The 22953-nt window shown below is 69.1% G+C and carries 12 protein-coding genes; 8 read left to right on the top strand and 4 right to left on the bottom strand.

Features of this window, described 5'->3' with window-relative positions:
* Positions 1-39 precede the first annotated feature (39 nt).
* The gene (locus GSY65_RS10245) at positions 40-1212 is read right to left on the bottom strand and encodes a 3-deoxy-7-phosphoheptulonate synthase (RefSeq protein ID WP_159767034.1); all 1173 of its coding nucleotides are present in this window, start codon (positions 1210-1212) and stop codon (positions 40-42) included.
* Between the two features lie 876 nt (positions 1213-2088).
* On the opposite strand from GSY65_RS10245, the gene tal reads away from it, so the two are divergent.
* Positions 2089-3225, top strand: a complete 1137-nt coding sequence (tal, locus tag GSY65_RS10240) for a transaldolase (protein ID WP_159767033.1) — start codon at positions 2089-2091, stop codon at positions 3223-3225.
* Positions 3226-3388: 163 nt separating this feature from the next.
* Here tal and GSY65_RS10235 read toward each other — a convergent pair whose 3' ends face one another.
* Complete coding sequence (locus GSY65_RS10235) at positions 3389-6841, bottom strand: family 78 glycoside hydrolase catalytic domain (protein ID WP_201452503.1); 3453 nt, start codon at positions 6839-6841, stop codon at positions 3389-3391.
* 526 nt (positions 6842-7367) lie between these two features.
* On the opposite strand from GSY65_RS10235, the gene GSY65_RS10230 reads away from it, so the two are divergent.
* The 3 genes from GSY65_RS10230 (at position 7368) to GSY65_RS10220 (ending at position 12134) form a co-directional block, all read left to right on the top strand.
* Positions 7368-7697 carry a hypothetical protein gene (locus GSY65_RS10230; RefSeq protein WP_236579727.1) on the top strand — a complete coding sequence of 110 codons (330 nt, stop codon included), beginning with the start codon at positions 7368-7370 and terminating at the stop codon, positions 7695-7697.
* Positions 7698-7928: 231 nt separating this feature from the next.
* Positions 7929-9839, top strand: coding sequence for a DUF2075 domain-containing protein (locus tag GSY65_RS10225; RefSeq protein ID WP_159767031.1), 1911 nt, complete (start codon positions 7929-7931; stop codon positions 9837-9839).
* A gap of 177 nt (positions 9840-10016) precedes the next feature.
* On the top strand, positions 10017-12134 hold the full coding sequence (locus GSY65_RS10220) for a DUF2075 domain-containing protein (RefSeq protein ID WP_159775772.1): 2118 nt from the start codon (positions 10017-10019) through the stop codon (positions 12132-12134).
* A gap of 52 nt (positions 12135-12186) precedes the next feature.
* Here the strand turns inward: GSY65_RS10220 and GSY65_RS33690 are convergent, their stop codons facing one another.
* Positions 12187-12315, bottom strand: coding sequence for a DUF6408 family protein (locus tag GSY65_RS33690; protein WP_225618227.1), 129 nt, complete (start codon positions 12313-12315; stop codon positions 12187-12189).
* Between the two features lie 535 nt (positions 12316-12850).
* Between GSY65_RS33690 and pglW the strand changes: the two genes are divergently transcribed.
* A complete protein-coding gene (gene pglW, locus GSY65_RS10215) occupies positions 12851-17590 on the top strand; it encodes a BREX system serine/threonine kinase PglW (RefSeq protein ID WP_159767030.1) in 4740 nt (1579 codons plus the stop codon).
* Complete coding sequence (gene pglX, locus GSY65_RS10210) at positions 17587-21207, top strand: BREX-2 system adenine-specific DNA-methyltransferase PglX (RefSeq protein WP_159767029.1); 3621 nt, start codon at positions 17587-17589, stop codon at positions 21205-21207. Before pglW ends, pglX begins: the two co-directional genes overlap by 4 nt.
* Here pglX and GSY65_RS10205 read toward each other — a convergent pair.
* The gene (locus GSY65_RS10205) at positions 21134-21724 is read right to left on the bottom strand and encodes an ATP-binding protein (RefSeq protein WP_159767028.1); all 591 of its coding nucleotides are present in this window, start codon (positions 21722-21724) and stop codon (positions 21134-21136) included. The two genes, pglX and GSY65_RS10205, sit on opposite strands and share 74 nt — an antisense overlap.
* 161 nt (positions 21725-21885) lie before the next feature.
* On the opposite strand from GSY65_RS10205, the gene GSY65_RS10200 reads away from it, so the two are divergent.
* A complete protein-coding gene (locus tag GSY65_RS10200) occupies positions 21886-22716 on the top strand; it encodes a helix-turn-helix domain-containing protein (RefSeq protein ID WP_159767027.1) in 831 nt (276 codons plus the stop codon).
* Positions 22713-22916: a DUF397 domain-containing protein gene (locus tag GSY65_RS10195; protein WP_159767026.1), complete on the top strand. Its 204-nt coding sequence runs from the start codon at positions 22713-22715 to the stop codon at positions 22914-22916. Before GSY65_RS10200 ends, GSY65_RS10195 begins: the two co-directional genes overlap by 4 nt.
* Positions 22917-22953 lie beyond the last annotated feature (37 nt).

Below are 22953 nucleotides of genomic sequence, written 5' to 3'. Positions count from 1 at the left end.
GGCCGTGCCCCGTGCCGGTCGGGGTGGGTGGCGGAGCTGTCAGCCGAGCCAGGCCGAGGCCACGGCGACGGCCTGGCTCGGGTTGAGGCGCGGATCGCAGTAGGACGTGTACTTGTCCGCGACGTGCTCGACGCAGGCGTCGTTGGGGACGCACTCGGTGACGTCGTCCGGCGTGGTCTCCAGGTGCAGCCCGCCGATGATGCCGCCCTCGGAGCGGACGGCCTCCTGGAACTCCTGGATCTCCCGCTCGATGGTCTCCAGGAAGCGCGTCTTGAGACCGCCCGGCAGGGTGACGGTGTTGCCGTGCATGGCATCGGTCAGCCAGATCACCGGATGGCCGGCCTCGCGGGCCGCGGCGACGAGCTTCGGCAGGCGCTCGCCGACGGAGGCGGCCCCCATGCGGGCGATGAGGGTCAGCCGGCCCTTCTCCCGGTCCGGGTCGAGCCGTTCGCACAGCCCGAGGAGCTCGTCGGCCGTCACCTTGGGCCCGATCTTGCAGGCGACCGGGTTGGCGACCCGGGACAGCAGGGCGACGTGCGCGCCGTCGAGCTGGCGGGTGCGCTCGCCGATCCAGGGCCAGTGCGTGGAGGTGAGGACGAGCCGGCCCCGGTCGTCGCGGCGGACCAGGGGAAGTTCGTAGTCCAGGATCAGCGCCTCGTGGCTGGTCCACACCGGCGGCTCGACGGCGTGCCGCCGTCCGGCCTCCTGCCAGCCGAGGTGCGTCATGATCTCGCGGGCCGCCCGGTAGCAGGCCAGCATGCGCCCGGGCTCGGGGCGCCGGCTCACCGGGTCGGGCTCCGGGCCGTTGACCATGTGGCCCCGGTAGGACGGCAGTTCCACACCCCCGACCAGTTCGGTCGGGCTGGAGCGGGGCTTGCCGAACTGACCCGCGATCCGGCCCACGCGGATCACCGGCTTGTGCGTGATCATCTTCAGCGCGCCGCCCAGCAGGTCCAGCACCGCCGTCTTCCGGGCGACATAGCCGGGCGTGCACTCGGCGGGGTCCTCGGCGCAGTCGCCGGACTGGACGACCAGGGCCTCGCCCGAGGCGACCCGGGCCAGCAGCGAACGCAGTGTGTCGACGTCCGCCGCGTCGACGAGGGCCGGGCGGTGGGCCAGGGTGTCCGTGACCTGCCGCACCCGCGCCGCATCACCCCACTCGGGCTGCTGACTGGCCGGTTTGTCCTTGATGTCGAGCAGAGCGTCGTCCACTGGTGTCTCCTTTGGCGAAGGGCGTGACTGCGGCGCGCCATCGCCGGGGCAGAAAACCCCGCGAGCGCGGCCGTGCGGGTCTCGGACGTGGGCCGGCGGGGACGGGCGCACCGGGGTGTGCCGGGGCCGCCGGTCATCGGACAAGCCGCACGAGCGGCGCCGCCGCGGGCCGTGCGGGTGGTGCCCGTCCGCGTGCCGGAGGCGCGACGACCGCCGCTTTGTTCGGCACGCGTAATAGCTCTGGTGATAGCTCCGGTCCTGCGATAGGTGACGGGAACGCCGCGGCCGGGAATTGCTCGCTTTGCGGCGGAACCGGACGCCGGGACACACAAAGGCGCTGCCCCGCAAATGCGTTACCGGCCGGAGGTGATGCTTTCCGGTTCAACCGGTTCCGGTGCCGGGCCGGGAAACCGGAACGGCCGTCACCGGGCCGTGCCCGGCCCGGCCCGGCCCGGATCCGACGGGCCGTTCGAGCGCCGCCCCCGGGGGAGCCGCTACGGGGCGCGGCGAGAGAAAACAGGTCGTTCGCCCAGGTGGCGAGCCCTTCGGTGTCGGTCGGCGTCCGGGGTGCGGACAAGTCCCGTGCAGGGCCGGCGAGGACGGCGATGTGGGTCGTGCACGCGGTGCTCCCTTGGCAGACGGAGTGGCCGTGCCGGACCTCGGGACCGGCGGTTCGCTCCGATCCTGTATCGGAAGTGAAGGAAGACCCAATGGCGATCGACGCACTTCGTCAAATAGCCGCTACTTCATCAAGTCGATGTCGGAACCACTTTGCGCCAATGTGGCATGACACCCGTAGTTCATCTCGGGTGCATGCGAATAGCCTGACGGTGAAGCTTGAACTCGCCATGCACTAGCAAGGAGTGACGACCCACCATGTCGGACCGGCTGAGGCAACCGGGCGTGCTGGAGCTGGACGAACTGGTCGCGGAGGGTGTCTCGCCCTGGCTGGACGGACTCACCCGCGGTCACCTCGCCTCCGGATGCCTGACCCGGCTCATCGCGCGCGCCGGCGTCCGTGGCGCCACGTCCGACCCGGCCGCGCTGGCGGCGGCGGTCGAGAGCGACGACGCCTACCGCGAACAACTCGCGGGCCTGGCCTCCGACGACATCTGCGCCGCCGACGCGGTGCGTGCGGTGGCGGCGCATGACGTCCGCTGGGCCTGCGACGAACTCCGCCCGGTGTACCAGGCCACACGCGGCCTGGACGGCCTGGTGTCGATGGACCTGGACCCGCGCCTCGCCCACGACGTCGAGTCGGCCGTGGCGGAGGCGGAGCAGGCGCTGCGCGCGGTGAACCGGCCGAACGCGATGGTCAAGCTGCCGGCCACCACGGAGGGGATCGCCGCGATCAGGGAGTGCGTCGGTGCGGGCTTCCCCGTCCATGTCACCGGGGTCTTCTCGGCCTCGCGCTATCGCGAAGCCCTCGACGCCTATGCGGAGGGCCTCCAGCGCGCGCTGGCCGACGGCCGGCGACTCTCGGCGCTGGCCTCGGTCGTCTCACTGCCCGTGGGCCTGTTGGACGCCGAGGTGGACGCGCGGCTGGAGGAGCTGGGCACCCCCGACGCCCTGGCGCTGCGCGGCGAAGCCGCTGTGGCGCGGGCCCGCCACTTCTACCGGATGTACGACGATTGGTTCGGCGGCGCCGACTGGCGGGCCCTGGCCGCCGCGGGAGGCCATCCGCAACGGCTGATGTGGACGTCCACGACCGTGACCGACTCCTCGTCGTCTCTCACCCGCTACGTCGAGCAGCTCGTCACCTGGGGCACGATCACCTTGATGACCCTGCCCACCCTGGAGGCGGCCACCCGCCGGCTCGACATGTGCGGTGACACGTTGATGGGCCGTCACGGTACGGCTCTGGAGATCTGGAGACGACTGGAAGGCCTCGGCGTCGACGGCGAAGAGATCGCCAGGAAGCTGGAAGCCGAGAGCGTCGAAGGGCTGACGGCCGCGTGGCGCGACCTGTACGCGGCAGTGGACGCGGGGCGGCACACGACTCACCGGACGTGACCGGGCCGGGGGCCGGAGGCGGGGCCGGGAGCTGCCGACAGGCGCGGCGGCGGAAAGCCGGGGACAGCCGGCTTTCCTCCATCGGAACTCCACGTGAGCGGGCCGTTCGTCATCGCCTCCGCAGCCGGCGGGCCGTCACGGGTGACGCGTCTGCCGTGGACCTTCACAGCCCCTGTTCGATGCGGGCGATGAGCGCCTGCGCCGCCGCCGTCTGTGTGGCTGTCGGCGTCCCCTTGTCGATCCGAGAAGTGATCCAGTCGCTGATGTCGCCCAGACGTGCCCGCGCCCGTTCCACGTGTTCGTCCACGCCCTGCGTACCGCCCGCCACATACGTGGTCCGAGCTGCCTCGATCGAGGTCCGCACCTGCCGTGCCCGCTCGCGTGCCGTCGGTGCACCCGGCGCGTCCAGGCCGGCCACCAGGTCACGCAGTTCTCCGGCCGCCCCCTCGGCCTCCCCGAGGCCGCCGAGGACGGTGTCGACGCCGAAGCGGTAGGTCCCCGACCCGACCTCGAACACGGCAGCCCCGTCCTCCATGCGGAGGAAGCGGACCCCCTTGGCGGCGTCGGCGGGCCGGCCGCCCTCGGTGACCGCCCAACGGGTCCCGGTCGGTACATGCACCTCCGCGACGGTGTTGACCGGCACCGTCACCTTCAGGCCGAAAGCGCCGTCGCCGGTGCTCCACTTCGACGACAGACGGCCGTAGACGGTACTGAGGCTTCCGGAGCCCTCCGTCAGGTTCCCGCCGGGCACCGGCGCGATCCGGGACCGCTTGTAGCCGGGCTCGATCGCCGAGAGGCCGCCGATGTTCTGGAACATCCAGTCGCCCACGGCGCCGTAGGCGTAGTGGTTGAAGGAGTTCATGTCGACGGGGCCGAATTCACCGTCGGGCATGATCGAGTTCCAGCGCTCCCACATGGTGGTGGCACCGCCCGCGACCTCGTAGCCCCAGGACGGGTAGTCCTCGTGCAGCAGCATCTTGTACGCCAGGTCGTCCCGGCCGATCCTGCTGAGCGCGGGCAGCAGCAGCGGTGTGCCGATGAAGCCGGTCCGCAGGTGGTGGTCGGTGAGCGCGAGCTTGGCCACGAACCTCTCGCCGACCTTCTCGGCCAGTGCCGGATCCGTGACGAGATCCATGCCGAGGGCCATCGCATAGCCGGTCTGCGAGTTGCCCTTCACGGTGCCGTCGGCGGCGACGTAGGCCCTGGTGAAGGCTTCGCGTATGTCGGCGGAGAGCTTGCCGTAGTCGGACGCCGCCGCGTCGTCGCCCAGGGCCTCGGCGACCTCGGCCATCATGCGGGCGTTCTCGGCGTAGTACGCGGTGCCCAGGATGCCCTGCTCGGTCGGGTCGTCCAGGTGCAGCCAGTCGTTGGTGAAGAACGCGGTGCGGCCCGGCTCGAGCAGGTCCTGTCCCGCGCTGTTGCGCACGAACTGGAAGAACTTCCGCATGGCGGGGTAGTTCTCCCGCAGGATGCTGGTGTCGTCGTAGGCGCGCCACACGTGGTACGGCACGGTGATCATCACGTCGGACCACCCGACACCGCTCTCGCCGAACTGGCCCTGCGGGGTGGGCACCACCGCCGGCAGGTCACCGTCGGCGTACTGGGAGTTGCGGACGTCCGCCATCCAGTGCGACAGGAACGCGCGGGTGTCGACCAGGTAGTTGGCCGTCGGTGCGAACAGGCTGATGTCACCCGTCCACCCCAGGCGCTCGTCGCGTGCCGGGGTGTCGGTGGGGATGGACAGGAAGTTGCCCCGCTGGCTCCAGGAGATGTTGCTCACCAGTTGGTTGAGCATGCTGTGGGAGGTCTTCAGCGTGCCGGTGGACGGGAGGTCGGATCCCCACACGACGCCCTTGACGCCGGACAGCGCGGGAGGCTCGGTCACCCCGGTGATCTCGATGTAGCGGAACCCGTGCTGGGTGAAGGTGGGCTCGTAGGTGACCGGTCCGGACTCGGCGAAGGTGTAGCGGTCGGTGACCTTGGCGCTGCGGAAGTTGTCGGTGTAGAGGGTGCCGTTCTTGTTGAGCACCTCCGCGTAGCGGATCTTGACCGTCTGGCCGGCGGAGCCGGTGAGGGTCAGCCGGGAGACTCCGACCATGTTCTGGCCGAGGTCGTAGACGTAGGTTCCGGCGGTGGGCTCCGTCATCCTCCGGGCTTCGAGTACCTGGGTCCGGCGCACCGGCTCGTCGCTCTGCGGGACCAGGAGTGCGGTGCGGGAGTCCAGGCGTGCGGCGGGCTCCCACGCGGCGTCGTCGAATCCCGGCCGGCTCCAGCCCGGAGGCAGCAGCCGGGCGTCGTAGGTCTCGCCGTCCTGCAGGTCCGCCTTGACGTAGGGACCGTCCGACGCCTTCCACGAACCGTCCGTGGCGATCCACTGGACGGAGCCGTCGGTGTAGGTGATGCGCATCTTCGCCACCAGGGCGGGTGTGTTCCCGTACTGGCGGCTCCAGCCGAGCCCGACCTTGCCGGCCCACCAGCCGTCCGCCAGGGAGGCGCCGATCACGTTGTCGCCGCTTTCGAGCAGCCTCGTCACGTCGTAGGTCTGGGACTGGATGCGCTTGTGGTAGTTCGTCCAGCCGGGGGCAAGCACCTGGTCGCCGACCGGCCTGCCGTTGAGCTCCAGCTCGTACAGGCCGAGTGCCGACGCGTAGACGCGGGCGGAGGCGACCTGCTTGCCGGACTCGGTCGTGAACTCCTTGCGCAGAAGCGGCTGCGGCCGGACCGCGGGTCCGTACAGGGCGTCCGAGGTGCCGGACACCACGAGGGCCGAGTCGACGATCTCACCGCCGGTGAACGGGTTCCGTCCGGAGGCGAAGTCGGTGTCGAGCAGCGTGCCGCCGTCGGCACCGGTCACGACGGCGTCGTAGACCGTTCCGCGTTCACCGCAACAGGCGTGGGTGCGGAAACCGATGTAGCCCTTGGTGAACGTGGAGTCCGTGAAGGTGTTGACCAGCTTGCCGTCGAGGGTCGTCCTGATGGTGGTGCCCGCCACGTCGTAGCGGACGGTGTGCCGGCCGGCGAGGAGACTGGCGTCGGTGAAGCCGTGGGACGCGAGATCCACCTGCTGGACCACGCTGTAATCGCCCTTGACCTGCTTGTGCAGCCTCAGCATCGGAGTCGAGCCCGTCACGTTGAACTGCCACATGTACCCGTTGGCCGCGTCGGAGGCACGCAGGAACATGCCGAAGGCGGCGCTGTCGAGCGTGAACTCGACCGTGGCGCTGTAGTCGGTCCACTTGTCCAGCTCGCCGGGAACCGCAGGGCGAGTGATCCACTCGGCGGCGTCCCAGTCGCCCGAGTCCAGCAGGCCGGTCTCGAAGTACGCGTTCGCGCTCCACGGGCTGGCGACTCCCTTGTCGTCCCAGGCCCGCACGCGCCAGTGGTAACGAGTGGCCGCCTCCAGGCCCGGACCGCCGTACCGCACGCCCACCTGGCGGTCGGACTCCACCCTGCCGGAGGACCACACGTCGGCGGACCCCGGCGTGCGCCCGACCTGGATCTCGTAGGCCTTCTGCGATGTCGCCCGCCGGGCCGACACCAACTGCCAACCGAAGACCGGGTCCTCACCACCGACGCCCAGCGGGTTCAGTCGGCCATGGGTGGTCAGTGCGCTCACGGTGAACCGGGTGCCCGAAACCGGCGCCGCGGAGGACGTGGACCCCGGCAGGGTCGCCGCGCCTCCGATCACGGCACACGCGACAAGGCCTCTGAGGAGCACGAGAAGAAGTGATCGTTCACGGCGCATGGCATCTCCTTGCTGTATCACTTCGAAAGGCAGGTGGTGACGGCCGGCGTCGCCGCACTGTCCGTTGTCGACGTCAGTGCGCTGTGCCGCTCAGCAGGGCTTCGCTCGAGCGGGAGGGGCCCTCACCGCAAACCTCTCCGCTCACAGCACTGGAAGTCTGATGAAGATCGTGGGTGCCGGCAGCGGCCCACGCCACGCCGGGCGGACCGGATTCCCGCTCCCTCCCGCTCCCAAGACATACCCCGCGGTGACACGATCCAGCGCACCGCCGACCGGGCCCGTGCCCACGCGCCGTCCCGCTCCCCGCAGGGGTCCACGCCGGACGGCACGCTGCCCGAAACGGCCGACACCATGGGGGATTCCCCCTCCCCTCCCCAGCGATACGAAGGAGTCTCGCATGCCCGTCCCCCGCACCCAGGGGCCACGTCCCGGGGTACGCGCAAGACACGGCCGACCCGCACCCGCCGCGGTCCTCGCCGCCCTCCTGCCCCTCCTCTGCCTGGTCACCGCATCTCCCGCCCCGGCGCTCAGCGGTGACCTCCGCATGCACGACCCGAGCGTCATCAAGGCGGGCAACTGCTACTACGGCTTCTCCACCGGGTTCGAGAACGACGCGTTCAACCCCAGCGGATCCATCACCATGGATGGGGCGGGGACCTCCGGTGAGCGGGTCGACGACCCGGCCGGCATCGTTCGGCACGGTGCCGGCTGCACCGTCGAACGGTAGGTCCATGACGGGAGTGTGCGCTGACGGGCGACATCGACGCCTTGATCGCCGCGGGGCGCTTGATCGAGCCGGAGGGCGGCCTGATGCCTGGGCAGGGTTCCTGATCGGTCCGCCGGGTACCCTGAACCACATCGTCAACGCGGCCCGACGGGCTTCCGCTCCGCCCCGGTGGAGTCTCGAAGGACATGCCCCCACCCGCACGAGTCATTTCGTGCTGCCTGGGGGAAGTCCTTGCTGTTCCGCGCGTCCGCGAAAACGGTCGCCGTCATGGCACTCGACGGTTCGCTGTTCCTGCACCTCACCGAGCAGTTCGTGCACCTGCACGGCTATCGGCCAGGCACCTCGGAGGTGCGTTCCTGGGAGCGCAGCATCCCCGTCCTGGCCGCCGCGCTCAACGACGCCGGCCTGGGCGACGTCGAGGTCATGCTGGAGTACGCGCTCCCGCTGAACAGCAAGCGCGCCGATGTCGTCCTCGCGGGAGTGCACCCGGTCACGGGCGAGCCGTCGTACGTCGTGGTGGAGCTGAAGCAGTGGAGCCAGGTCCTGCCCCACGAGGACGATCCCACCCTGTGCCACGTGGAGCGCTACAGCCACCCGGTCCTCAACCCCGTCGAACAGGTGCGGCGCTACTGCGACTACCTGGTCAACTTCAACGGAGCGGTGGCCGATCACGGACATCGGATCAGCGGAGTGGCGTTCCTGCACAACGCCACGGAGTTCGACGTGGCCGGTCTGCGGGACATCGAGCGCGACGGCCGCGGGCTGCTCTTCACGGGGCAACGCCGCGGTGAATTCCTCGATCACCTTCGGTCGAGGCTGAGCGACGAGCGTTCGGGTGCACGGGCTGCGGACGAACTGCTCTCGGGTGCCACGGTGCCGTCGAAGCAGCTGATGGCCGTGGCCGCCGAGGAAGTGCGTGAGCGGCAGCAGTTCGTGCTTCTCGACGAGCAGCAGGTCGCCTACCGCATGGTGCTCAACGCGGTGGAGAGGGCGAAGCGGGCCGACCGCAAGGAGGTCGTCATCGTCACCGGCGGCCCCGGTACCGGGAAGAGCGTGATCGCGCTCCAACTGCTCGGGGAGCTCTACCGGAGGGGCGTGGCCGCGGTCCACGCGACCGGCTCGCAGTCGTTCACCAAGACCATGCGCAAGGTGGCCGGCTCCCGGAAACGTGAGGTCCAGGATCTCTTCAAGTACTTCAACAGCTTCATGACCACGGAGAAGAACAGCCTGGATGCTCTGATCTGCGACGAGGCGCACCGCATCCGGGAGACCTCCGCCAACCGCTACACCCGCGCGGAGCTGCGGACCGGCCGGGCACAGGTCGACGAACTCATCGACGTCGCCCACGTACCGGTCTTCTTCCTCGACGAGCACCAAGTGGTGCGGCCCGGCGAGATGGGTACCGTGGACGACATCCGTGCGGCCGCGGCCAGACGGGACATCGTCTGCCGTGTCGTGCCCCTGGACAGCCAGTTCCGCTGCGGAGGCAGTGACGCCTACCTGCGCTGGGTGGTGCGGCTCCTCGGCCTCGAGCCCGGCGGGCCGGTCGTGTGGGAGCCCGACGACCGCATGCAACTGCTGGTCGCGGAGAGCCCCGAGGAGTTGGAGGCGTTCCTCGACGCCCGCCGCGCCGAGAAGTACGGTGCCCGGATGTCCGCCGGCTACTGCTGGCGGTGGTCCCCCGAGCCCAAGCCCGGCGATCCCCTGCCCCTCGACGTCGTCATCGGGGGCTGGGCCCGGCCATGGAACCTGCGCGGGGACCGGTCGGTCTCCGGTGCGCCCCCGTCCGCGCTGTGGGCCACCGACCCCGCGGGCTTCGGGCAGATCGGCTGCGTCTACACGGCCCAGGGCTTCGAGTACGACTGGTCCGGCGTCATCATCGGCCCGGACCTCGTCTGGCGGGGTGACCGTTGGGTCACCGACCGCACCGCGTCCAAGGACCCGGTGTTCAAGAAGTCCACATCGGACACCGACGTGGACCGTCTCATCCGGAACACGTACAAGGTCCTGCTGACGCGGGGCATGGTCGGCACGATCGTCTACTCGACCGATCCGGAGACCCGGGACAAGCTCCGGGAACTGGTGTCCGGCCGCGCGGAGTCACGGCCTGTGGCGTTCGAGGAGCCCCTTCAGCGGCGTTGAGCGCGCGGTATCCGGCCAGGAAGGCTGTGCTTCCAGCCGACCGGTGGGGCATATGCGCCGGGGGAGACGATCACTTCTCTAAGATCCCAGGCGTCATCGCGGCCCGACGGGCTTCCCACGTGGACATGCCCCCACCCGCACGAGTCACTCGTGCCCTGGGGGATCCACCTCGTGTCCATGCTCCTGCTGAAACTGGCGGCGCGGGATCTGCTGAACCTGAACTCGAGGCGCCGTATGGTGCCCCACCTCGCCGCCAGGTGGAAGCACTTCCTCAACACCGACGCTTCGTTGACTGAACGTTCCGCCTGGGCGGAGAGCCTGGTGCATCTCGCCGAGGACCTGGTCGCCGCCGACCGTGGGAACGTCGAGATGGTCGTCGAATGCGCGGCCACGCTCGACGAGACCGACCGGGCCGGGGACCCGCGGCTCATCGACGTCGTCCTCGTGGGCCACCATCCCGAGGAGAACGGCCTGTCCGTCCAACTCGTCGAGCTGAAGCGCTGGTCGACGGTCACCCGGGTGGAGCGGGCGACCGCGGAGCTGGTGCATGTCCCCGGTATGGGGAGGAAGAAGCATCCGGCGCTGCAACTGCGCGAGTACTACGAGGCGTTCACGAGTGCCAGAGGACCGCTGCACGGGCTGGACTACGAGTGCGGCGGCTTCGCCTATCTGCACAACGCCACCGACGCCGCAGTGCTCCCACTGGTCGGCGTGGACGCGCCGACCGGTGCCTACGCCCGTGTCTACACCAGCGACCGCCGCCCCCAACTGCTGTCGGACCTGCGGAGCAGCTTCGCCGCCGACGGTGCCGACTCGGCGGCCGAGATCCTGTTACGGAGCATGGGCCTGCGCAACACCCCGTTGCTCGACGCCATGATCCGCTCCAGCGGCGAGGACACGGTCTTCACCCTGCGTGGCCGACAGAAGGAGGTCGCCGACCAGATCCTCGGCACCGCCGCCAAGGTGCTTCCCGATCCCCGGCGGCCCGCCCTCGTCCCCGACGAGCGTCGCGTGGTGTTCCTCGTCACCGGTGGTGCCGGTACGGGCAAGAGCGCCATCGGCCTCCAGATCAAGGCCGAACTGGAGGCGGACGGCCATACGGTCAAGTACGCGAGCGGCAGCAGGGCCTTCAACGGCGCACTGCAGGAGCACGTCGGCTTCGGCGACCGGGAGTTCAAGGAGACGTTCACCTACTTCAGCAACTTCGTCACCCCGCCAGACCCGCCGCTGGACGTGCTGATCTGCGACGAGGCACACCGTCTGCGCGACCGCTCCACCAACCGCTTCTGGAAACCCGAGGACTGGGGCACCAAGCCCCAGGTGGACGAACTCCTCGACGCCTCCAGGTTGACCGTGTTCTTCCTCGACGAGGGGCAGTCCGTGCGCCCGCAGGAGGTCGGCACCGTCGCCCTCGTGGAGGACGCGGCACGGCGCTACGACGCCCACCTGGTCCGCTGCAGTCTGCGGGAACAGTTCCGGTGCGGCGGCAGCGACGCCTACATCCGCTGGGTGCGCGGCGCGCTGGGGGTGTCCGGCGCGGAGCCGGAGCCGTGGACCCCGGACGGCCTGATGCACGTCGAGGTCGTCGACACCCCGGAGGAACTCGAACGGATCATCCGCTCCGAGGCCGCGGCGGGAGCGTCCGCGCGCATGGTCGCCGGATACTGCTGGCCCTGGACGAAACCCCTGGGCAAGGAGAAGCGGCTCGAACCCGACGTCCGGATAGGTGACTGGCACCGGCCGTGGAACGCGGACAGTGAGTCCTTCTGCGAGAACAAGACCGTCCCACCGTCCAAGATCTGGTCCGTGCACGAGAACGGCCTCGGCCAGATCGGCTGTGTGTACACCGCGCAGGGCCTGGAATGGGACTGGTGCGGCGTGATCATGGGCGAGGACATGGTCCGCCGGGGCGACCGCTGGGTGTTCCGCCGGGGCAAGGAGCGGGCGGACAAGGAAGCGGGCGTCAAGCGCGTGGCCGTTCCCGGGTCGTTCGATCCCAAGGTGAGGCCGAAGAGCGTGGACGACGACGAGTTCGCCCGCCTCGTCCGGCACGCCTACCACGTGCTGATGACCCGGGCGAGCCGGGCGACCGTGCTCTACTCCACGGACGAGGAGACCCGGACCTACCTGAAGGGGCTCGTCGGCGACGTCCAGATCCACGGTCTGCGCCCCACCTGGGAGAACCTGCCGGAGCAGGCGCGACAGCCACATCTGCCCCGTCCCGCCCGAGGAAGGCGTCGCCGCAGGCAGCGTCGGAAGAAGGACACTCCGCCCGGAGAGCTGCGTCTTTTCTGAAACGGTGGACCGGTACGTGGAGTGGCGGGCTCCCGGGCCCGCCACCTGCCGGTCAGAAGACCAGGCGCGCTACCACGACAAGGGCCGTCACCAGCAGATTGGTGATGACTCCCACCGTGACGTCGACCAGAATCTGACGAATCCGGTCACGACGCGCAAGGTTGTACTCAACGGGGTTCATCGGGTTCCACTCCAGAGCGTGAGCTGGGAATGGCAGGGATCGCCCTACCGGGCATCCGCAGTCACACCGCGTGAAGCACGCGATGGAGACCACTCGTCGCTCATCGCCGAGGATGGCACCTGGAACACCGCCGACGTACCCTCCGGGAAGGTGCGCAGCGGGTAACCACGTTAGTGCACACGCGAGTTGAAGCAGATCGATTTCGGACGCTCCTGCGTCCGGCCCGGACACCGGACGCGGGCGCCGGACGCGAGGACACCCGACGCGAGGGCGCCGGACGGGAGGACGGCGTAGATCGCGATGGCCTCGGCTGTGCGGATTCTGCGCATGTCCACCCGAGGGGATGGGTGAGGCTCCACCATAGGGATGGTCCGCACCCCGCAAGTCGCCGAATTCGGGCGATAAAGGTGGAATCTCCCGTACTCCCGTCCTTCACCGCCTCTTTTCACGGCACAGCCAGCCACTAGGATCTGGACCCTGGGTCTGCCCATGGGGAACGGCGGCCCTTGCAGGACACGAGGAGCGGGGAACAGGCATGCGGGAAGGCCGGTGGGTCACGGTCACCGAGTCCGAGTTCGATCACGAACGCCGCGGCCTGGAGGCGATCCGGGAGAAGCTCCCGGACTCCGACCCCTGGCGTGCCTGGTCGAACTTCACCTTCACCGCGAACACCGGCCACGTCCGCGAGGTCGACCTGCTCGTCGTCGCCCCCGGCGGCGTCTGCATGGTCGAGCTGAAGGACTGGCACGGCTCCGTCACCTCCGAGAACGGCACCTGGGTGCAGACCACTCCCGGTGGCCGCCGCCGCACGCACGGCAACCCGCTGCACCTGGTCAACCGCAAGGCCAAGGAACTGGCCGGCCTGCTCGCGCTGCCCGGCAACAGGCGGGTCTGGGTCGCCGAGGCCGTCTGCTTCACCGACAACAGCCTCCGCGTACGGCTGCCCGCCCATGACCAGAACGGCGTGTACACCGTCCACCAGCTGGTCGAGATGCTCAAGGCACCCCCGCGTGACGAGCGGCGCCGCGTCACGGCGATCGGCTCGCGCGAGATCGAGGCGGCCCTCAAGAACATCGGCATCCGCAAGAGCGACGCGCAGTACAAGGTCGGCCCGTACGAGCTGCAGCGGAAGTCCTTCGACTCGGGGCCCACCTGGGCCGACTACCTCGCCCGCCACAGCGACCTGCCCGAGGCCGCCCGCGTCCGCATCTACCTCAGCGAGCGCGGCTCCGACGCCTCCCTGCGCCAGTCCGTCGAGAACGCCGCCCGCCGCGAGGCCGCGGTGCTGGGCCGTTTCAAGCACCCGGGCGCCGTCCAGCTCAAGCAGTACTTCCCCTCCGGGCACGCGGCCGGTCCCGCGCTGATCTTCGACTACCACCCGGACACGTTGAAGCTGGACGAGTACCTGGTCCAGTACGGCGAGAAGCTGGACATCCTCGGCCGGATGGCGCTGGTCCGCCAGCTCGCCGAGACGATGCGCTCCGCGCACGCCAGCCGCATCCACCACCGGGCGCTCGCCGCCCGCTCCGTGCACGTCGTCCCCCGGCCGCGCGGCCGCAAGGGCCGGGCCGTCGGGGAGGAGGCCGCCTGGCTGACTCCGGACCTCCAGATCTCCGACTGGCAGATCGCCACCCAGCGCAGCGGCGACTCCTCCCAGGGCCAGGGCATGACCCGCTTCGCGCCGACCGCCCTGTCCGCGATGCACCTGGCCGACGACGCCGACGCCTACCTCGCCCCCGAGCTGACCGCCCTCAACCCCGACCCGGTCCACCTCGACGTGTACGGGCTCGGCGTCCTCACCTACCTCCTGGTCACCGGCAAGGCCCCGGCCGCCAGCCAGGCCGAGCTGCTGGCCCGCCTTGAGGCGGGCGAGGGACTGCGCCCCAGCTCCCTGGTGGACGGCCTGTCGGAGGACGTGGACGAGCTGGTGCAGGCCGCCACCGCCTACCGGCCCGGCCAGCGCCTGTCCAGCGTGGACGAGTTCCTGGAGCTGCTGGAGGTCGTCGAGGACTCCCTGACCGCCCCGGCCTCGGCGCCCACCGCCACGGAGGCGCCCGCCGTGGAGGACGGGACCCCGGTCGACAAGGACCCGCTGGATTCCGTCGCCGGTGACGTGCTGGCCGGCCGCTGGGAGATCCGCCGCCGCCTCGGCACCGGCTCCACCAGCCGCGCCTTCCTCGTCCGCGACCTCCAGGCCGAGACCCGCAAGACCCGCCCGCTGGCCGTGCTGAAGGTCGCCCTCTCCGACAGCCGGGGCGAGATCCTCGCCCGCGAGGCCGAGGCCATGGGCCGCCTGCGCCCCCACTCCGGCATCATCCGCCTCGTCGAACCCGAGCCGCTGCACATCGCCGGCCGTACGGTCCTGGCGTTGGAGTACGTAGGCGACGAACGCGACGACACCGGGCAGGGCGGCGAGGCCGGGTCCCGCCCGCGCCGCCGCGAGGAGACCGTCGCCCGCCAGCTCCGCGACAACGGCCGCCTCCAGGTCGACCAGCTGGAGGCCTACGGCGACTACCTCTTCGGCGCCGTCGACTTCCTGGAGGGCGAGGGCGTCTGGCACCGCGACATCAAGCCCGACAACATCGCCATCCGCATCCGCCCCAACCGCACCCGCGAACTCGTCCTCATCGACTTCTCCCTCGCCGGCTACCCGGCGAAGAACACCGACGCGGGCACCGACGGCTACCTCGACCCCTTCGTCGACGCCATCACCCGCGGCTCCTACGACTCGCACGCCGAGCGGTACGCCGTCGCCGTCACCCTGCACCAGATGGCCTCCGGCGAACTGCCCAAGTGGGGCGACGGCAGTGTCCCGCCCCGCATGACCGAGGCGAAGGAGTGGCCGTACCCGACGATCGCGGCCGAGGCCTTCGACCCGGCCGTACGGGACGGTCTCGTCGCCTTCTTCCAGAAGGCCCTGCACCGCGACGCGGCCCAGCGGTACCCCGAGCTGAAGCCGATGCGGGACGCCTGGCGCAAGGTCTTCCTCGACGCCTCGCAGACGGTCCCGTCCAGCCACCGCACCCGCGCGTCGGCCCCGGCGCCCACGACCGCAGGGGAGGGCCTGCCCGCCCAGGGCGCCGCCGCGGCGGCCATCGCGGACGCAGAACCCGAGAGCGCCGAGCAGCAGCGCGACCGGCTCGCCGCCGAGGTCACCCGGGACACCCCGCTGACCGTCTCCGGCCTCACGCTCGCCGCCCAGTCGTTCCTGTACGGCCTGGGCATCACGACCGTCGGCGAACTCCTCGACTACAGCCGCCGCAAGCTCGTCAACGCCCCCGGCCTGGGCGCCAAGACCCGCAACGAGGTCCAGCAGCGGCAGCGGGAGTGGGGCGAGCGGCTGCGCGAGATCCCCGTCTCGCCGCTCACCCCGAAGGGCCGGGCGGAGGCCAAGGAGGAGCTGGAGCAGCTCACGGCCGCCGAGTCGGCTCTGGTCGGCCACCTCGCGACGGGTGAGTCGGCAGGTGCGCTGCCCGCCCGCACGCTGCGCTCGGTCAGCCTCGACACCCTCGCCACCGTCTTCGTGCCCGCCGTCAACAACAACGGCTCCAACCGCAACAAGGCGGAGATGGTGCGGCTGCTGCTGCGGCTGCCCGACGAGCACGGGGTCCTGCCGGACATCGGCGTCTGGCCGAAGCAGAAGGACGTCGCGGAGGCTCTCGGGCTGAGCTACGGCAGTGTCTCGCTGTTGCTCAAGGACGAGCGCAAGCGCTGGAAGGCGGAGCCCGCCGTCCAGGCACTGCGCGAGGAGATCATCGACCTGCTGGTCGGCATGGGGCGGGTCGCCTCGGCGGTCGAGATCGCGGACGCCCTGGCGGTCCGGCGCGGCACGCATCTCGCGGGACGCGAGCAGCGGCGCGCGATGGCGCTGGCGGCCGTACGGGCCGTGGTCGAGGTGGAGCAACTGGTGCCGCAGGATGCCGAGTTCCAGCACCAGCCGAACCGCAAGGCGACGGACGAGTCCCTGGGCGCCGGCCTCCTCGCCCTCGATGTGCGGGAGGACGACGGCCCGGACACCCCGACCGCGCCGGGCCTGCTGGAGTACGCGACCCGTCTCGGCCGTACGGCGGACCGGCTGGCCAAGCTGGACACCCTGCCGACGGCCGCGACGGTCCTGGCCGAGCTGGGCGCGCTGACGGTGCCGCCGGGCGCGGTCAACTGGGACGAGCGGCGCATGGTCGAGCTGGCGGCAGCCGCCTCCGTGAACGCCGCCGCCACGCCGCGCCTGGAGATCTACCCGCGCGACCTGCCGCTGGTCCGGGCGCTGCGGCTCACCCAGGCCGGGCTCGTCCGCTGGATTCCGGGCGTACCGGAGGGGCGGCAGCCCGGCCTGACGGGCGAGGACGTGCACGAGCGGGTGCGCGCCCGCTTCCCCGAGCTGGTCGTGGTCGACGGCCGGGGCGGCACCTCCCACGACCTCCCGACGGGCGGCCCGCTGACCAAGGCCCTGCGCGACGCGGGCTTCGAGCTGTCGCTGAACACGCGCGAGGACACGGGCACGCTGCGGTACCTGCCGACGCGGGTGGACGACGCGTCCAGCTACCTCACGACGGGCGCGTGGCGGCAGTCGACGCGTACGGGCGCGGTGACGCGGTACGCCGACGACCCGCAGCTCGCGGGCGCGGTGCGCGCGGAGGAACGGCTGCTCGCGTCGGCCCGCCGGGACGGGTACCGGGTGCTGACCGTACGGCAGCAGTTGGTACGGGACGCGGTGCGGGAGCTGGGCGCGGAGCGGCTGGGCGCGGGTGCGGTGTCGGTGACGGAGCTGTTCCTGGAGGCCCTGCACGCGCAGGTCACGCCGGGTACGAAGCCGACCTGGGAGACCCTGCTCAAGGCGGACGCCGCCGAGCCGGGGTCGAAGGGGGCCGTGAAGTTCGCGGAGTACGTGCGGACGGCGTGGGGCGCGGTGGAGCCTCGGGTGGCGGAGCTGCTGGGCGACGGTGGTGGGGGTGGTGGCGGGGCCGGTTCTGTCCGTCCCGCCGGTCCTGTGCTGCTGACGGAGGCCGGGGTGTTCGCGCGGTACGACGCGATGGGCGTCCTGGACCGGCTGGCGTCGGCGGCCCGGCGGGGCGGGCGGGGGCTGTGGCTCCTGGTCCCGCAGAGCGACCCCTCGCGTGAGCCCCGGCTCGGGCAGGTGGCAGTGCCGTACCAGGCCGGCCTGGGGGAGTGGATTCAGCTTCCGGACACGTGGGTGGGCAACGCCCATCGGGGGTCCGGCGAGGGCGAGGGCGCGGCGAGTGCCGGTGCCAGTGGTGTCGAGGGAGACGTCAAGTGATCGACCGCAAGGCTCTGTTGAACGACCTGAAGCAGCAGGTCAAGGCGGTCGAGGCCGACCTCGGGCGCCAGGTGAAGGCGCTGGGGGATGTCGGCGCGCGGCTGAAGGCCGAGTACGACCAGGCGCGCAAGCTGGGGCGCACGGCGGCGACATGGACCTCGTGGCTGGACGAGCGGGTCACGCAGGTCGCGGTGGCGTGGGTGCTGGGGACGGTGTTTGTACGGTTCTGCGAGGACAACCGACTGATCCCGGAGCCGTATCTGACGGGGCCGGACGGTGACCGGCGGGAGCTGGCGGAGTCTCGGTACGACGCGTATGTGGAGTCGGACGAGAACCCGACGTACCGGGGCTGGCTGGAGAAGGCGTTCGAGGAGCTGGGCCAGGGCCAGGCGGGACGTCTCCTTTTCGACAAGCGGCACAACCCGCTGTACCAAGTCCCGCTGTCCCATGACGGTGCGCGGGAGCTGGTCGAGTTCTGGCGGGGGAGGGACGAGGCGGGCGTCCTCGTCCACGACTTCACCGACCCGCTGAACGAGGACGGCACGGAGGGGTGGGACACGCGGTTCCTGGGTGACTTGTACCAGGATCTTAGTGAGGCCGCACGTATGACGTACGCGCTGCTCCAGACTCCGGAGTTTGTGGAGGAATTCATCCTCGATCGGGCGATGAACCCGGCAGTCCGGGAGTTCGGGTACGAGGATCTGAAGATGATCGACCCCACGTGTGGGTCGGGGCACTTTGTGTTGGGGGCGTTTCGACGGTTGGTGTGGCTGTGGGGAGAGAAACAGTCAGAGCGGGACGTGTACGAGCGGGTGCGAGCTGCGCTGGACTCGGTGCACGGGGTGGACGTCAATCCGTTTGCGGTGGCTATTGCGCGGTTCCGGCTGTTGGTCGCAGCTATGGCAGCGAGCGGGGTGCGGACGCTGGCGGAGGCTGGCAACTACGAGTGGCCAGTGCATTTGGCTGTCGGCGACTCGCTGATCAAGCACAGATACCGACAGGGCAGCCTGTTCGACAGCTCGAACGATCAAGGCTCGGACGAACTCGCAGACTTCAAGTACGAAACTGAGGATGTGCACGAGTACAAAGACATCTTGCAACCGGGGCGGTATCACGTGGTGTTGGGGAATCCGCCCTACATCACAGTGAAGGATAAGAAACTCAATCAGCTTTACCGTGACCTGTACGACGCTTGTGCGGGTAAGTATGCGCTCTCGGTTCCGTTCGCTCAACGGTTCTTTGAACTGGCGAAGGTGGGGGATGCCGAGAGCGGACTTGGATACGGCCTGGTGGGGCAAATTACCGCGAACTCTTTTATGAAGAGGGAATTCGGAACGAGATTGATTGAGGCATACTTCGGTCATGAGGTGGAGTTGACTGAAGTGATCGACACCTCGGGTGCGTATATTCCGGGCCATGGGACGCCAACCGTCATTCTTGTGGGAAAGCGACGCGGGGGAAATAGGCGCTCAGAGACAATTCGCACTGTTCGTAGTGTGCAGGCGGAGCCCAGTGCCCCGGCGAAAGCAGATGAAGGCAAGGTCTGGCGGGCCATTGTTGATCAGATCGATAAACCGGGTTCTGTGAGTCAATGGGTATCGGTCGATGACCTAGAGCGCAAGCGTTATTTCAGTGAGCAGCCTTGGGTTCTGGCGGACGGTGGACTGGAGCTCAACGAAGCCATCGAGAAGGGTTCTGCAAGTAAGCTGCGAACGCATCTGCCCCGCGATATCGGATTCGCCAGCTTTCCTGGTCAGGATGACGCCTTCATTGGTACGCCAGATGCGCTACGGCGTCAGGGAATTAGGTCAGACGTTGCGAGGATGCTTATCACTGGCGAAGTTGTTCGCGATTGGGATACGCACTGTGCGGAGAGTGCGATTGCTCCTTACGATTCAGATCTCAAACCGCTTCCATACGACGTGAGTAGCCCGTGGGGACGTCGCCTGTGGGTAACTCGTAGCCACTTGCGTTCTACAACCGACTTTGATGGCCAAACTCAACAAGACCTCGGCAAACCGTGGTGGGCTTGGTACCGCTGGGTGCCGGAGCGCTATCGCACACCCCTCACGCTCACGTTCGCCGAAGTGGCCACCCACAACCATTTTGCGCTGGATCGCGGAGGGAAGATCTTCAATCGTACTGCGCCTGTGATCAAGCTCAAGGAGGGGGCCACCGAAGAGGACTACCTGCGCCTCCTTGGGCTGCTAAATAGCTCAACGGCAGCATTCTGGCTGAAAATGACCTGCCATAACAAAGGTAGGCCTGGGGCTGAACAAGCAGGTGCGGATGAACCTTGGGAGCATCGGAGTCAGTACAACGGCACTAGTGTCGCTGAGTTGCCCCTACCGTCTCCCCTCCCAGTCGGGCCAGGAACCACACTCGATGCGTTGGCCCAAGAGCTTTCTTTCACCGCACCTTCTTTCATTGTGACCTCTGGCGTACCCACTGCCGCAGCCCTGCGAGAGGGGCGTCATGCATGGGAATCTATCCGGAGACGGATGATCGCCCTCCAAGAAGAATTGGACTGGGAGGTCTATTCCTTGTATGGCCTGCTCGGGGAGGCGATCACGGTCCACGAGGCTATTCCCGAGGTGAATCCAGGCGAGCGTGCCTTCGCTATCGTGCTTGCCCGTAAGTTGCAACGCGGCGAAGTGAAAACGTCTTGGTTCAAGCATCGCAACCACAAGTTTGACCCGGTTACTGAGATCCCCGCCCACTGGCCCGCTTCCTACCGGGAGATCGTCCAGAAGCGGATCGACGCCATCGAGTCGAACCGCGCTATTGGCATGGTGGAGCGCCCCGAGTACAAGCGGCGCTGGGCCACCGAGGGCTGGGATGCGCTCCAGGAGAAGGCCCTGCGCTCCTGGCTGCTCGACCGGATGGAGAACCGCGAGCACTGGTTCGACGAGAACGGTCAGCCCACCATCCGCACCCTGGCCCGCCTCACCGACGCTCTCTCCCGTGACGAGGACTTCGTCTCCGTTGCCAAGCTCTACGCTCCCCGCAAGGAACTGGCCAAGGTCGTCGCCGAGCTGATCACCGACGAGCATGTGCCGTTCCTCTCCGCCCTGCGCTACAAGCCCTCCGGGCTGAAGAAGCGGGCCGACTGGGAAGAGGTGTGGGACCTCCAGCGCAAGGAGGACGCCGCGCCCGACGAGCCCGCCAAGCGGAAGATCCGGGACTCCATCCCGGTGCCGCCGAAGTACACCTCGGCCGACTTCCTCCGCCCCTCCTACTGGAGGGCGCGCGGCAAGCTCGACGTGCCCAAGGAGCGGTTCATCTCCTACGGCCAGACCAACGCCGCCACCCCAGAGCTGTACGGGTGGGCCGGCTGGGACCAGCGGGAGCAGGCGCAGGCCCTCGCCACGTACTTCACCAACACCGCGCTGTCCACCGAGGAGATCACGCCCTTCCTCGCCGGCCTGCTGGAACTGCAGCCGTGGCTGTACCAGTGGCACAGCGAGTTCGACATGCTCTACAGCGGCTCCCCGGCGGACTTCTTCGCCGGTTACCGCCAGCAGAAGCAGGGCGAGCACGGACTCACCGACGACGATCTCCGTGCCTGGCGTCCTCCGGCCGCGACCCGAGGTCGTCGCGCAGCAGCGAAGCCGTAGTCAGGATTAGTTCGACGTCGGTCGGTTTGGGGGCCACCCGGGGCGTGCGCGGGTGGCCCCCTTGCTGCACGCGCAGCTCCGCCCACACGGTTTTACCCGGGGCGGCATGGCGAGGGGTGACGCCCCAGTCGTCCGAAAGGGCGGCGACGAGGAGCAGGCCCCGGCCCGACTCGGACAGCGAGTCGGACACCGCAGGGCTGGACGGAGGCTGCTTCTCGGCGCGGGTGTCGGTCACCTCGACCCGGACGATGCCCTCGCCCAGGACGAGGTGAAGGTGGAAGTCCCGGCCGGGGACATGCCCGTGGCGTACCGCGTTGGCGGCGAGTTCCGCCGTGATGAGGGTGAGCGTTTCGTTGACGGGGGTGGTGTAGGGGTGGCCCCAGTCGTCCAGGCGGTGCGAGACGAGTCGGCGGGCGAGACGGGCACCGCGCGGCGTTGAGGTGAAGCGCATGGTGAACTCGCGTTCGGGCGCGAGGCGTCGTGGCATATGCCCGTTCGGGGGAGTTGCTGACTTCATGGGGTAAACGGTCGCGGACTCTGCGTAGCTTTGACCAGGAGCGATGCGCTGACGAGTACGGGCTGTACACGCGGGCGGTGCGCTTGTACGTGGTGATGGGCGTGACCGGTTCCCGGGCCCCGAGTTGGCCGACCGGGCGGTTGTACGAGAGGAGCTGCGGCGTGGACGACGAGGTTCAGCAGCCGGAGTACGAGGTCGGTACGGGCATGCTGTGCGTGTTCGGGAGGCAGTTGAAGCTGTTCCGGGAGCGGGCGGGGATGGACCGCGCGGCGCTCGGGTCGCTGACCGGGTACTCGGCCTCGACGATCGCGTCGTTCGAGCAGGCGAGACGTATCCCGCCGCCGAAGTTCATCGACCGGGTTGATGAAGTGCTGGACGCGGGTGGGGTGTTGAGTGCCAGCAAGGAGGAGGTGGCTCGGGCTCAGTACCCGGCGTTCTTCCGGGACGCGGCCAAGTTGGAGGCCGAGGCGGTCGAGCTCTACGTGTACGAGACCCACGTGGTCAACGGCCTGTTGCAGACAGAGGAGTACACGCGGGCTCTGCTGGGGATGAGGCGTCCACTGCTGGACGAGGCGACCATCGAGCAGCGCGTTGCTGCGCGGCTCGTACGGCAGGAGATCTTCGACAGGTGGCCCGCTCCGTTGCTGAGCTTCGTCATGGAAGAAGCGGTTGTGCGGCGGCCGCTCGGAGGTGAGCAGGTATGGCGCGGACAGCTTGAGCAGCTCCTCTTGCTCGGCCAGAAGCGAAACGTCGAGCTTCAGGTAATGCCGCTCGACCGTGAGGACCACGCTGGTGTGGATGGCGCGTTCACCTTGCTGATGCCAAGGCAGGGCCAGCAGGTCGGCTACATGGAGGCTCAAGGTCGGAGCACGCTGGTCACCGAGCGAGATGCGGTCCATGCACTGTCCGCACGCTATGGGATTATCCGAGCGCAGGCCCTCACCCCGAGTGAGTCCCTGGCCTTCATCGAGGAGCTGTTGGGAGAGAGATGAACGCTGAAACAAAGCGCGGTCCCGCGCCTGCGCTTGTCTGGGTCAAGAGCAGCTACAGCGGCGCCGAGGGCGGTCAGTGTGTCGAAGTAGCCGCCAGCTTCGCCAGGGTCCACGTCCGCGACTCAAAGGACACAACCCGCGCCGCCCTGGCCGTAGACCCCACGGCGTGGACCGCGTTCGTCGAGTTCGCAGCACTCTGAGAGGCGCTGGGCCCTCGGCAGGTGTGCACGTGCTGAG

The organism is Streptomyces sp. HM190 (assembly GCF_009857135.1).
Taxonomy (GTDB): Bacteria; Actinomycetota; Actinomycetes; order Streptomycetales; family Streptomycetaceae; genus Streptomyces; species Streptomyces heilongjiangensis.
The sequence above is the reverse complement of the archived record's forward strand: the minus strand, read 5'-3'. Positions and strand labels throughout refer to the sequence as shown.

What these genes read in the sequence shown, in the direction of transcription:
- tal (WP_159767033.1), top strand. Translation starts at nt 2,089, where the DNA reads ATGTCGGACCGGCTGAGGCAACCGGGCGTGCTGGAGCTGGACGAACTG.
- GSY65_RS10230 (WP_236579727.1), top strand. Translation starts at nt 7,368, where the DNA reads ATGCCCGTCCCCCGCACCCAGGGGCCACGTCCCGGGGTACGCGCAAGA.
- GSY65_RS10220 (WP_159775772.1), top strand. Translation starts at nt 10,017, where the DNA reads ATGCTCCTGCTGAAACTGGCGGCGCGGGATCTGCTGAACCTGAACTCG.
- GSY65_RS33690 (WP_225618227.1), bottom strand. Translation starts at nt 12,315, where the DNA reads ATGAACCCCGTTGAGTACAACCTTGCGCGTCGTGACCGGATTCGTCAG.
- pglW (WP_159767030.1), top strand. Translation starts at nt 12,851, where the DNA reads ATGCGGGAAGGCCGGTGGGTCACGGTCACCGAGTCCGAGTTCGATCAC.
- GSY65_RS10205 (WP_159767028.1), bottom strand. Translation starts at nt 21,724, where the DNA reads ATGAAGTCAGCAACTCCCCCGAACGGGCATATGCCACGACGCCTCGCG.
- GSY65_RS10195 (WP_159767026.1), top strand. Translation starts at nt 22,713, where the DNA reads ATGAACGCTGAAACAAAGCGCGGTCCCGCGCCTGCGCTTGTCTGGGTC.